Genomic DNA, 12,353 nt, shown 5'->3' with positions numbered 1-12,353 from the left:
TACCAATCACAATAAATAGCTTATCTATTTTATTTACGTCAATTTTCGCCTTGAATTGAACTGTTTTTTCAGCGAAAAATTTAGATAATATATTTAATGTAATCGTTATGACACGTTAGCTGATAATTGTTCTTTTAATAAACTCACTAATTGAGTTAACGCTTTACCACGATGACTTAATTCACTTTTACGCTGTTTAGTCAGCTGAGCTGAGGTTGATTGTTCACTTTCAACCCAAAATATTGGGTCATAACCAAAACCTTGTTCCCCGAATACCTCTTCTGTAATGCTACCTTCCCAAGTACCTTGGCAAATAATTGGTGTCGGGTCTAGTTCATGACGCATATAAACCAGTACACATTGAAAACGTGCTTTACGTTGTTCTGGGTTAATACCGACTAATTTCGATAGTAATTTGTCGATGTTCTCTCTGTCTGTCGCAGCTTCACCTGAGTAACGAGCAGAGTAAATGCCTGGTTGGCCATTTAAAAAATCTACTTCTAAACCAGAGTCATCAGCAATAGCTGGTAGGCCAGTCAATTTAGACGCGTGACGTGCCTTAATGATCGCATTCTCAACAAAAGTCGTACCGGTTTCTGGTACATCTGGCACATTAAATTGGCTTTGAGGCAATACCTCAATTGAAAAGCTATTGAGTAATTCGCTCATCTCTTTTACTTTGCCTTGATTGCCTGTTGCCAGTACCCATTTCTGTTTCATTTTTATTCCTAACATTGATGTTGAAAGTGAAGCGTATTTGATTTTTTTAGTGTTGGTTAGGTAATTATACTGTTTTGTTAGCTGAGGTGAAGGAAAGTTATGAAGAGGAGGTAAGTATGGCGAGGATATTTCGCCATACTGCTTGAATATGGGGATTCAGAGGTGATTAACCAAGTATTTGTGCTAGTAGATCTGTGACTAGTTTTTCTACAAATTGTAAGCCTAGTAATACAACTAACATCGATAAATCAAAACCGCCTAATGGAGGAATGATACGACGAATAGGTCGAAGTAGCGGCTCCGTTAGTTGAATCATTACGGCTTCAACTGGATGTTGACCTTGACTAACCCAACTTAAGATTGCGCGGATAACTAACACCCAGAAAAGCATCTTAAAGATAGCCGTTACTAAGATAAATAATCCAGAAGCTAAGACAATAGGTACGTTAATACCGTAATTAAGCACAGCACTGAGCACTAAGATCTTTGCAACTGCAACAACAAATGCAAATAACACCGTGGCGGTATCTAACCCTCCAATAGGCGGAATAATACGACGTAGAGGAGCAACAACAGGTTGCGTTGCTTTTACGATGAATTGGCTAAACGGATTATAAAAATCAGCTCTAGCCAATTGTAACCATACGCGTAGTAAAACAACCATTAGATACAGATCAAATACGGTATCGATTAAAAAGTTAACTGCATTCATTTATTTCTACCTTTTATAGAATGTTTATTGCAATGGGTTAAAATAGTTTTTCCATTTCTGCACCACGATCTGATGCCGCTTGCATCGCTTTACCTACGATTTCTGGTAAGTCGAGTTCGTTAAAGGTACGAATAGCTTCAGCAGTTGTACCTCCCTTAGATATAACGTTATTACGTAAAGTTTCAAGGTCTAAGTGAGCATTTTGTTTTACCATTTCTGCACTACCAATGGCTGATTGCTGGACTAGTAAACGTGCATCTTCTTTACTGAAACCCATTTCCATTGCTTTCTTTTGCATTGACTCCATGAATAGGAAAAAGTAAGCGGGCGCTGAACCTGCTGCTGCAATCACACCATTAATTTGGGCTTCATCTTCGACCCACACAATTTCACCCACGGCGCTCATTAATTCGCTAGCAAAGTCTTTATCTTGTGCAGAGACTTGTTGAGATGCAAATAGACCTGTCATGCCTTTTTGTAATAAAGAAGGGGTGTTTGGCATAGTACGGATAACAGCGGTGCTCTCTCCTAACACTGATTGGAAACGTGTCACTGACACACCGGCTGCGATTGAAATAACTAATTTATTAGTAAAATCAACGCCACCATCAACTAATGATTGGCATACATCGGCCATCATTTGTGGTTTAACACCTAACACAATCACATCCGCCCAAGATGCTGATTGGTTGTTGTCTTGGCTTGCTGTAATTGCAAGGTCGTCCGCTAGTTTTTGAGTATTGGTTAAACTGGGTGCTGATGCGCAAATCAAGTTGGCAGGGTAGCCACCTTTTACTAAACCATTAATGATACTGCCAGCCATGTTGCCTGCACCAATAAAGGTGATTTTCTTATCTTGCATTATGTTTTTCCTTTCTATTAACGTTTATCGTGCGCCAAAAATGTCGGTACCAATGCGTACCATGGTGCTGCCGCATTTAATTGCACTTTCTAAATCACCACTCATTCCCATCGACAGCGTATCAATATCTTTATATTGCTGTTTCAAGGTTTGGTAAATCTCATGCAATGCTAAAAATTGTTGCTCGACTATTTTTGGGTCGTCACTTTTTTGCGGAATCGCCATGATACCACGAAGTTTTATGCGCGGAAGATCTTGAACTTGTGCAGCTAATTCTAATACTTGCGATAAAGTAGTACCCGATTTGCTCTGTTCTCCGCTAATATTAACTTGTAAGCAAATATTAAGGTCCGGCATATCATCTGGGCGTTGTTGACTTAAGCGTTGTGCTATTTTTAAACGGTCAACACTTTGCACCCAATCAAAATGCTCGGCGACTGGTCGTGTTTTATTGGACTGTAATGGACCAATAAAATACCAGTGAATCGGTTTATCAAAAGAGGGATCTGTTTTTATTTGTTGAATTTTTTCTACGCTTTCCTGTACATAGTTTTCTCCAAAGTGAGATAAACCCTGTAAGAAAGCTTGTTTAATTGAGGAAACCGGCTTGGTTTTACTTACTGCTAATAACCGCACTTTGTCTTGGCGTTGTGCTTTTATACTAGCTTGGGCTATTTTTTGTTCAACAGCTACGATATTGTTAGGTATATTAGTCATATTATTAGGATTTTTAAATTATGGATATAACGGAATTATTAGCCTTTAGTGTAAAGCATAAAGCATCAGATCTACACCTTTCTGCAGGTGTTCCTCCAATGATTCGTGTGGATGGGGAAGTACGTAAAATAAACATGCCTGCTTTAGAGCATAAAGAAGTGCATAATTTAATTTATGACATAATGAGTGATCAGCAACGTAAAGACTTTGAAGAGCTATTAGAAACAGATTTCTCTTTTGAAATTAAAGATCTTGCTCGATTTCGTGTGAATGTCTTTAATCAAAATCGTGGCTCTGCTGCGGTATTTCGTACCATCCCTAGTGAAGTGTTAACTTTAGAAGCACTAGGTGCACCTGCTATTTTTAAAGATATTTCAGATTACCCTCGAGGGTTGGTATTAGTGACAGGCCCAACGGGCTCAGGTAAATCTACTACATTGGCGGCGATGGTCGATTATATTAATGATTCTCGTAATGAGCATATCTTGACTATCGAAGACCCTATTGAGTTTGTACATACAGCTAAAAAATCACTGATCAACCAACGTGAAGTGCATAAAGATACATTAAACTTTGAAATGGCGCTACGTAGTGCATTACGTGAAGATCCCGATGTTATTTTGATTGGTGAAATGCGAGACTTAGAAACAATTCGTTTAGCCTTAACAGCGGCTGAAACAGGTCACTTAGTGTTTGGTACCTTACATACCACTTCAGCTGCAAAAACCATTAACCGTATTGTTGACGTGTTTCCTGCTGCTGAAAAAGCCATGGTGCGTTCTATGTTATCAGAATCATTACGTGCGGTTATTTCACAAACGCTGTTAAAGAAAAATGGCGGTGGTCGTATTGCGGCTCATGAGATTATGATTGGTATTCCAGCTATTCGAAACTTAATTCGTGAAGATAAAGTGGCGCAAATGTACTCGGTTATACAAACGGGTAAAGTCCACGGAATGCAGACGTTAGACCAATGTTTACGAGATTTGGTTGCTCAAGGTTTTGTGGCTTATGAAGATGCAGCTTCAAAAGCGATGGATCCTAAAACATTTTAAGGAGTAGGTATGCTAGATGAGTTATTAAGTTCTTTAGATCGATTAAAAGCCTCAGACCTTTATATTTCAGTGGGCTTACCACCGACAGTTAAACTCAATGGGCGTTTATCTTCCCTATCCGATGATAAGATGACATCTGAAGATATTTATAATTTATTAGCGCGTACTATGGATGATCAAGGCATCGCTCAGTTTAAAAGCCAAAAAGAAGCTAACTTTGCATTACATCTTGAAGGGCTAGGGCGTTTCCGTATTAGTGCTTTTATGCAAAAAAATAATCCTGGTATGGTAGTGCGTCGTATTAACGACAAGATTCCAACCAGCGATGAATTATACCTTCCAGATCAGCTGAAAGAGATTTGCATGGCTAAGTCTGGTTTAGTGTTATTTGTTGGGCCTACTGGATCTGGCAAGTCTACAACACTAGCCGCGATGGTGGGGTTTCGTAATCAACATGCATCTGGGCATATATTAACCATTGAAGATCCCATTGAGTTTGTGCATGAGCATGCTCGCTCAGTGGTCACGCAGCGTGAAGTGGGATTAGATACTGACTCGATTGAAGAAGCATTACGTAATGCCACTCGTCAAGCACCGGATGTGATTGTACAAGGTGAAATTCGTAGTGCGGTGAGCATGTCGCATGCTATTAGCCATGCACAAACTGGCTATTTAAGTATGGCAACGCTTAATGCAAATAGTACCGATAAAGCACTGGAGCAGATGCTACATTACATACCTGAAGAACGCCATAATCAGTTTTTAAACGAGCTTTCGGTCAATTTAAAAGCAATTGTTGCACAACGTCTTATTCCGACTTTAGATGAAAAAGGCAGTGTTGCTGCCTTTGAAGTAATGGTTAATTCACCTGCATTATCTAATGCGATTCGTAAAGGGGAACGACACCTGCTAAAAGATATTATGAAAGCATCTAAACAAGCGGGAATGCAAACCTTAGATCAGGCGTTATTTAAATTATATTCAGAAGCAAAAATTAGTTATAGTGAAGCTCTAGCACATGCAGATTCAGCCAATGATCTACGCTTAATGATTAAATTAAAAGTTGGGTCAAGTTCTAACCTTGCTTCGGATAGCTTAAATGAATTTACTATCGACTGATGTCTGTGAATGAAAGTTAAATAGGGCTGAGGATTATTGCCTTATTTTTTTAAAGATTAGGAAAAAATATGATAGTTGTTATTTCTCCAGCTAAAACCTTAGATTTTGAAACACCGGCAACGACTTCTGAATTTACAGAAGCTAATTTATTGTCCGAAAGTCAGCGATTAATTAATCGTTGCCAAGAATTATCGATGCAAGAAATCGCTTCATTAATGAAAGTCAGTGATAAAATCGCTGGATTAAATGTGGCTCGTTTTGCAGAGTGGAAAACACCTTTCTCATTAGACAATGATGCAAAGCAATGTTTGTTTGCTTTTAAAGGTGATGTTTATACTGGCCTTGAAGCGGAAACTTTAAGTGAAAGTACATTACAATATGCACAAAAAAATCTGCGTATTTTGTCTGGCCTATATGGCTTATTACGCCCGTTAGATTTAATGTTAGCGTATCGTCTTGAAATGGGGACACGTTTAGATAATGAGCGTGGTACTAATCTGTATCAATTCTGGGGTGATTTGATCACTGAGCAATTAAATATGCAGTTAGTTGCACAAGATTCACAATACCTCATTAACCTAGCATCAAATGAATACTTTAAAGCTGTAAAACCTAAAGCCTTAAAAGCAAAAGTCATTACACCTATTTTTAAAGATCAAAAGAATGGCCAGTATAAGGTGATTAGCTTCTATGCTAAAAAAGCGCGTGGTTTAATGGCTCGTTATATCATGGAAAATGAAGTTACTGATATTGAACAGCTGAAAGCATTCACTGAAGCTGGATATTACTTTGTCGAAGCGGCTTCAAGTGACACTGAGTTAGTTTTCCAACGCGAAGAGCAATAATGCGTTTATTGGCTTAGCCGATACTGATTGATAAGTAGAAGCCGATTTATTGGGATTACCCTAGTAAATCGGCTTTTTTATTGTGTTAAATAGTATTAGCTAGCGTTAAGATTTCCGCAAGTTTTACTGCCACACCATGCTCTTTCGAGGATTTAGTAACTTCTGCATTAGGTAGGGAATTCAATAGGTCTTTTTGTGAGTTCGCCATTAATATCGGCGTACCAATACTTTGTAGCATTTCAACATCGTTCATCCCATCGCCAAAAGCAATACCTTGATCTGCAGTGAATCCCATTGATTGTAAAACAGTTTCAACTGCGGCACCTTTATTGGTTTTCGCTCCCATCACTTCTAAACATTTATCAAGAGAAAAGGTAAGGTTAACTCTGTCTGAGAAAGCGTCACTTAATTGATTATAAATTTGGTTGAGTTTATCTCTTTCTCCCCAAAAGAATATTTTAATGGTATTGGATTGATCAAGGGTCTTTAAATCCACCTCTTGGCACATAAAGTGACTATCGATACTCATCCCCATTAATGCTTGTAGAGAAAAATTTGCGTACCATTGTTGATCAGTAAATAAGTTTACTTGTACTGTTGGATCAAAGTCCATCTCACAGATTGCCGTTGCGATATCGTCAGGTAGGTTTTGTTTTAGAACAATCTTGCCATCTTGGTCATGAACACGTGCGCCATTAGAGGTGATGAGAGGAATTGGCTCACCTAAGGTATCTTGGATTTTTTTAGCTTCTATATAATGACGGCCGGTTGCAATGACAAATTTCTTACCACTTTGCTTCCATTGTTTAATAACTGCTTTAGTTTCACTTGATACTTGGTGGTCTGGGCCAAGTAATGTTCCATCTAGATCTGAAATGGCTATTTTATACATGTTGACTTACCTTGTTGAGCGGATTTAAAGAAATCTAATGTTTGATTGAGCGCAGGTATTCTATATTGATCTTGTTCCAATAATATTTCATGCTTTGCACCTTCTACACATAACAGTTGGCTTTCTTCACAATGACTACGATTGGCGAGAAATTGCTGTTGGCCTTTTTTAGTGACAATAGTATCTGCGCCTGCTTGAATTAATAATACGGGGATATTTATCTTTTTGGCATTTTTTACTGCTTTTTCTGTGGCGTATAAACTTCTATTCACCCAGCGCATAGTTGGCCCGCCTAGTTGAGTTTCTACCACTTGTTCAAAAACAGTGAATATGGCATTAAAGCGTTTTTCACTTGATGTTAATTCATTTTGTTCGAATATCCCCTTTTGGTATTCACCTACCTTGGGCGCATAACATGCTAGTTCATTAAATAAACTATATGCAGCATCACATATAAAGCTAATGAGTTTAGCTGCCCAAATTGGTATTTTTCCAGTATTAATGGAAAACATTGGGCTACAAAAAACCACTTTGTGAAAGGGATGTGATTGTTCTTGTAAATACAAGGCGCTAATTGCAGAACCCATAGAGTGAGCCAGTAAAAAGCATGATTGATAGTGTTCTTGTAATGATAATGAGTTAACAAAATAACGCAAATCCGCGACATAATGTTCAAACTCATGAACATGCCCTCTATGCAGGTCTCCGCCTAATCGACTTGATAGCCCTTGCCCACGATGATCAATTAAAAAAATATCGTAGCCTTGTTTGCTTAGATCAAAAGCGAGCTCTTTGTATTTAAACACTGATTCATTTCGACCTTGGCAAATAACAATGGCTTGTGAGTTGCCGGTCTTAATATGTACAGTATGAATGCTACCCTCATGCTCACTATCAAATGTATGTGTTGTGGCATGTTGCTGCCAGAAGTTATGAATCTCTAGTGAAAAATCATCGTTTAATAAATCTTCAGTATTGAGTTGATATTTATTGTCTAACATTCGCTGTGTACTCTACAAATTTTTCAATAAGTTTATCAGGATAAAGAGGAAAAATGAGATATAAAAAAACCACGCTAAAAAGCGTGGTTTTTAATGGTCAGGTTTTAGACTAGATGATGATTAAGCTAATTTTGCTTTAATGAAAGCAATGGCTTCTTCAATCTTAACTTCTTCTTTCTCACCAGAAGCACGGTTTTTATATTCGATAACACCGTTATCAATACTACGATCGCCAATCACTAGTGTATGTGGAATACCAATTAACTCAGCATCAGCAAACATGATACCCGGGCGTTCTTTACGGTCATCTAACAATACTTCAATGCCAGCTGCTTGTAATTCTGCATAGTATTGCTCTGCTAACTCTGCAACGCGATGTGACTTTTTCATGTTCATTGGCACAATCACAACAGTGAAAGGCGCAATCACATCATTCCAGATAATGCCGTTTTTATCATTGTTTTGCTCAATAGCTGCTGCAACAATACGTGAAATACCTACACCGTAACAACCCATGGTCATTACTTGGTTTTTACCCTGCTGGTTTAATACTGCTGCATTCATTGCTTGCGCATAAGTATCACCTAACTGGAAGATATGACCAACTTCAATGCCGCGTGCAATTGATAAGGTACCTTTACCACATGGGCTTAGATCGCCTTCAACAACATTACGTAAATCTGCAACTTGGCCTAAATTTACATCACGGTTCCAGTTAATATTGAAGTAGTGTTTGTTATCAATGTTAGCGCCAGCAGAAAAATCACTCATCACGGCAACACTGCGGTCCACAATAAATGGCATAGGCAGTGATACAGGACCTAAAGAGCCAGGACCAGCTTTAACCAATTCACGGATTTCAGACTCATGGGCAAATGTTAAAGGAGAAGCTACTTCAGCTAGGTGCTCTGCTTTTATCTCATTCAGCTCATGGTCTCCACGAATAATCAGTGCGATTAAATCCGATTCACTCTCTTCAGAAGCTTTAACTATTAATGTTTTAACTGTTTTTTCAATCGCAATGTTATGTTCAGAAACAAGTTCAGCAATGGTTTTTGCATTAGGCGTGTCTACTAATTCCATCTCAGCGGTTGCAGCTGCTAGTTCAACCTGTGGGCCAAGAGCTTCTGCTTTTTCAATGTTTGCTGCATAGTCACTTTGATCAGAGAAAACAATCGCATCTTCACCGCTTTGTGCTAATACGTGAAATTCATGTGACGCACTTCCGCCGATGCTACCCGTATCTGCAATTACAGCACGGTACTCTAAACCTAAACGATCAAAGATACGGCAGTAAGCATCAAACATAGTTTGATAAGTCTTTTCTAAACATTCTTGGTCAAGGTGGAAAGTGTAAGCATCTTTCATAATAAATTCACGAGTACGCATCACACCAAAGCGAGGACGAGTCTCATCACGGAATTTAGTTTGAATTTGGAATAGGTTAAGTGGTAACTGCTTATAGCTATTCACTTCCTTACGTACTAACTCAGTGATCACTTCTTCGTGAGTTGGCCCTAAAACAAAATCACGGTTGTGGCGATCTTTAATGCGTAATAATTCACCGCCGAATTTATCCCAACGGCCAGATTCTTGCCATAAGTCAGCTGGCTGTACAACAGGCATTGATATTTCAATAGAACCCGCTCGTTCCATCTCCTCACGTACAATACGTTCAACTTTACGTAAAACACGTAAACCAGTGGGTAACCAGGTATATAAACCCGAGGCAAGTTTTCGAATCATCCCTGCGCGTAACATCAGCTGGTGGCTGGCAATTACTGCATCACTTGGTGCTTCTTTTTGAGTGGATAATAAATAATTGGTAGTGCGCATGGTGATCCTTGTTGATAGTTATCTATCGTATAACGAATATTAAGTTGGCTGATTTTAGCAGTCGATTGCTGTGGACTAAAGCATTGTTAGTTGATTTAAGTAAATAATATTGTGTTTTTTTATAAATTTTGGTTAGTTTTATAACTCTAGCCAAAGGAGTTAATATGCAAAGCTATTTTAAACCTGTCAAACACAGCTTAGTGATCATGTTATGTTGTGTCGTATTGTTACTGTTAAATACCGTTTTCCAGATCAACCGTTATGGCATTGCACCAAGAGAACTAAACCATTTAACAGGGATTATCTTTGCTCCTTTTTTACATGGTGATTGGGCTCATCTAGCCAGCAACTTCTTTCCCTTTGTTATTTTTTCATGCTTGATTGGACTGCATAGTCTAAAGCGCTTCTGGTTGGTGTTCGTATTATCTATATTAATGACGGGTAGTTTAGTTTGGTTATTTGGACGGGCGGCAAGTATTCATATTGGCATGAGTGGTGTTGTTTACGCAATGTGGGGATATTTAATCGTGTACGGCATCAAACAACGCCATTTTCGTGATCTGTTAATCTCTATCTTAGTTTTGGTTATCTATGGTGGATTGGTATTCGGTGTGTTGCCAAGCTCACCGAATATATCTTATGAAAGCCATCTTTTTGGAGCTTTATCTGGTGCATTGATAGGTTATCTTTTATCAAAGACCAAGCCAACATAAAGGATAGGAAGTTTAAATGTTATCAATCGATAATACCTTGATCTTATCAAACTCGCATTGCCACTTGATATTGAAATCGGAGAGGTGCATTGCATAAACCTTAGTATCTACTTTTGATTTTTTATAAGCAGGCCTTGGATCTTGTTGTAATACTTCAATGATAAATTGCTTTAGCATTTGATATTCAGCAGGCAGATCAGCCAGCTTAGATAGAGACTGCTCACTAAAAGTGATAATCAGTGGCGAGCTAGGCGTTGTTTGTGCAAATCCAGCCGCTGCATCAGGTTTAGCATCTGCATAAGGCAAGTAAGGTTTGATATCGATAATGGGGGTTCCATCAACAAGGTCGATATTACTTAATGAAAGAAATAACTTACCTTCACGTTGGATTAGCCCATGAAACCTCACTAATGATAAACCTATCGGGTTAGGTCGGTTAGGGCTGCGGGTCGCAAATACACCGACGCGTTTATTACCACCTAAACGTGGAGGTCGTACCATAGGGCTCCATGAATTCGCAGATTCGGAATCAGGGCAAAGGTTTTTATGAAAAGTGAAAATAAGCCATAAATGACTAAATTCATCTAAACCATTAAATGCATTAATATCATTAAAGGGCGGTAAGATCTCTAATTCAGCCTTTGCGCAGGGAACCAATCCAGGTTGCCTTGGAACAGCAAATTTCTCTTTATAAGGAGAATGTACCCTCCCTATAATAGTATGTTGTACATTAACCATTGGTTGGTTCTTCAACATCTAAAGCTCTGCCGTAACAAATAACATTACTAACACAGCTTTCATCACGTTCAAAATTAATACAAGATTGGAAAATAACACCATTTGCGTTCATATCAGCGGCATTAATACGAGCTTCTGTACGCGCTTCTGATTCACTGGCTGGCAAGTCGATTTCATCAATCTGACAACTACTCCCTTCAACTGCACCTAACACAGTATATTCAAGATCTAATAATTGCTCCTTATTATAAACGGTCACTTTAGAAGGTTTGAAGTAGGTTTCAAAATTCTCTTTATCAACATTAGAGTGCAGTTGGTAATCACTACAACCTGCGATTAGGATAAGTAATGTAAGTATAAGTAGTCTATTCATGGCCGTTACTCTTTATTAATAGTAGGGAATAATAATGAATGGCATAATAACATTATTAAACAGCCCTGAAATAGAGAAGTGCAAATGAGTAAATCAAAACCAGCAGTATTTTTAGATAGAGATGGTGTTATCAACAAAGATAATGGCTATGTGTCAGAAATTGATGACTTTGAGTTTCTAGAAGGTGCAATCGAAGCATGTATTGCATTAAAGAAAAAAGGTTACCTACTAGTTGTTGTTACAAACCAATCTGGTATTGCACGCGGTTACTTCTCGGAAGAGCAATTTCACACATTAACCGAATGGATGGATTGGTCGATGGCTGATCGTGGTGTTGATTTAGATGGTATCTATTATTGCCCACATCATAGTGAAGCTGGTATCGGCGAATTCAAAATAGATTGTGAATGCCGTAAACCAAAGCCTGGTATGTTGAGTAACGCTATTGACGATTTAAGTATAGATGTTGAAAACTCAATTTTAGTAGGAGATAAGGTGTCAGATATTCAAGCTGGTATTGCAGCTGGAGTGAAAACTAACTACTTGGTACGTACTGGTAAAGCAATAACAGAAGAAGGTGAAACTTTAGCAACAGCCATTTTTGATGATTTGACGGCAGTTGTTGAAAGTATTTAATAACTCTGTGGATAAGTTGCACATATTTGTGTGTAACTTGTGCCCAAGAACAGTATAAAAATTAATTGCAAATAATCGTAATAAAACGCTTGCCAATGAGATCTTAATCCCTATAATGCGCACCCACAGACACG

General features: G+C 38.4%; 14 protein-coding genes. 5 read left to right on the top strand and 9 right to left on the bottom strand.

The genetic code is table 11. From position 1 onward, the window contains the following. Positions 1 to 105 precede the first annotated feature (105 nt). The 4 genes from OW492_RS07920 to OW492_RS07905 all read right to left on the bottom strand — a co-directional run bounded on the left by OW492_RS07920 (position 106) and on the right by OW492_RS07905 (position 3,011). Positions 106 to 720 (bottom strand): XTP/dITP diphosphatase, encoded by a 615-nt coding sequence (locus OW492_RS07920; RefSeq protein WP_290039392.1) that lies wholly within the window; start codon positions 718 to 720, stop codon positions 106 to 108. A 166-nt stretch (positions 721 to 886) separates the two neighbouring features. Beyond that, positions 887 to 1,432: a YggT family protein gene (locus OW492_RS07915; protein ID WP_290039391.1), complete on the bottom strand. Its 546-nt coding sequence runs from the start codon at positions 1,430 to 1,432 to the stop codon at positions 887 to 889. 37 nt (positions 1,433 to 1,469) lie between these two features. Next, on the bottom strand, positions 1,470 to 2,294 hold the full coding sequence (proC, locus tag OW492_RS07910; RefSeq protein WP_290039390.1) for a pyrroline-5-carboxylate reductase: 825 nt from the start codon (positions 2,292 to 2,294) through the stop codon (positions 1,470 to 1,472). Between the two features lie 24 nt (positions 2,295 to 2,318). Continuing rightward, the gene (locus OW492_RS07905) at positions 2,319 to 3,011 is read right to left on the bottom strand and encodes a YggS family pyridoxal phosphate-dependent enzyme (RefSeq protein WP_290039389.1); all 693 of its coding nucleotides are present in this window, start codon (positions 3,009 to 3,011) and stop codon (positions 2,319 to 2,321) included. A 20-nt stretch (positions 3,012 to 3,031) separates the two neighbouring features. On the opposite strand from OW492_RS07905, the gene OW492_RS07900 reads away from it, so the two are divergent. From OW492_RS07900 to yaaA, 3 genes are all read left to right on the top strand, one after another. Further along, entirely contained in the window at positions 3,032 to 4,066 is a 1,035-nt protein-coding gene (locus OW492_RS07900; protein ID WP_290039388.1) for a type IV pilus twitching motility protein PilT, read from the top strand. Between the two features lie 9 nt (positions 4,067 to 4,075). Continuing rightward, positions 4,076 to 5,185: a PilT/PilU family type 4a pilus ATPase gene (locus tag OW492_RS07895; RefSeq protein WP_290039387.1), complete on the top strand. Its 1,110-nt coding sequence runs from the start codon at positions 4,076 to 4,078 to the stop codon at positions 5,183 to 5,185. Between the two features lie 68 nt (positions 5,186 to 5,253). After that, positions 5,254 to 6,030 (top strand): peroxide stress protein YaaA, encoded by a 777-nt coding sequence (yaaA, locus tag OW492_RS07890; RefSeq protein ID WP_290039386.1) that lies wholly within the window; start codon positions 5,254 to 5,256, stop codon positions 6,028 to 6,030. An 85-nt stretch (positions 6,031 to 6,115) separates the two neighbouring features. On the opposite strand, the gene OW492_RS07885 is transcribed toward yaaA, so the two are convergent. The 3 genes from OW492_RS07885 to OW492_RS07875 form a co-directional block, all read right to left on the bottom strand. After that, complete coding sequence (locus OW492_RS07885) at positions 6,116 to 6,922, bottom strand: Cof-type HAD-IIB family hydrolase (protein WP_290039385.1); 807 nt, start codon at positions 6,920 to 6,922, stop codon at positions 6,116 to 6,118. Next, positions 6,910 to 7,923: an alpha/beta fold hydrolase gene (locus OW492_RS07880; RefSeq protein ID WP_290039384.1), complete on the bottom strand. Its 1,014-nt coding sequence runs from the start codon at positions 7,921 to 7,923 to the stop codon at positions 6,910 to 6,912. The genes OW492_RS07885 and OW492_RS07880 overlap by 13 nt, the downstream gene beginning before the upstream one ends. A gap of 120 nt (positions 7,924 to 8,043) precedes the next feature. Continuing rightward, the gene (locus OW492_RS07875) at positions 8,044 to 9,759 is read right to left on the bottom strand and encodes a proline--tRNA ligase (RefSeq protein WP_290039383.1); all 1,716 of its coding nucleotides are present in this window, start codon (positions 9,757 to 9,759) and stop codon (positions 8,044 to 8,046) included. A gap of 164 nt (positions 9,760 to 9,923) precedes the next feature. On the opposite strand from OW492_RS07875, the gene OW492_RS07870 reads away from it, so the two are divergent. Beyond that, the gene (locus OW492_RS07870) at positions 9,924 to 10,472 is read left to right on the top strand and encodes a rhomboid family intramembrane serine protease (RefSeq protein WP_290039382.1); all 549 of its coding nucleotides are present in this window, start codon (positions 9,924 to 9,926) and stop codon (positions 10,470 to 10,472) included. A 12-nt stretch (positions 10,473 to 10,484) separates the two neighbouring features. On the opposite strand, the gene tsaA is transcribed toward OW492_RS07870, so the two are convergent. Both tsaA and rcsF read right to left on the bottom strand, forming a co-directional pair. Next, positions 10,485 to 11,228, bottom strand: coding sequence for a tRNA (N6-threonylcarbamoyladenosine(37)-N6)-methyltransferase TrmO (gene tsaA / locus OW492_RS07865; RefSeq protein WP_290039381.1), 744 nt, complete (start codon positions 11,226 to 11,228; stop codon positions 10,485 to 10,487). Next, on the bottom strand, positions 11,203 to 11,583 hold the full coding sequence (gene rcsF / locus OW492_RS07860; RefSeq protein ID WP_290039380.1) for an Rcs stress response system protein RcsF: 381 nt from the start codon (positions 11,581 to 11,583) through the stop codon (positions 11,203 to 11,205). The genes tsaA and rcsF overlap by 26 nt, the downstream gene beginning before the upstream one ends. Before the next feature lie 84 nt (positions 11,584 to 11,667). Between rcsF and gmhB the strand changes: the two genes are divergently transcribed. Further along, complete coding sequence (gene gmhB, locus OW492_RS07855) at positions 11,668 to 12,219, top strand: D-glycero-beta-D-manno-heptose 1,7-bisphosphate 7-phosphatase (RefSeq protein ID WP_290039379.1); 552 nt, start codon at positions 11,668 to 11,670, stop codon at positions 12,217 to 12,219. The last annotated feature ends 134 nt before the right edge of the window (positions 12,220 to 12,353 follow it).

The organism is Psychromonas sp. 14N.309.X.WAT.B.A12 (genome assembly GCF_030397575.1).
In the GTDB taxonomy this organism is placed as follows: Bacteria; Pseudomonadota; Gammaproteobacteria; order Enterobacterales; family Psychromonadaceae; genus Psychromonas.
This window is presented reverse-complemented; position numbering and strand designations above follow the sequence as displayed.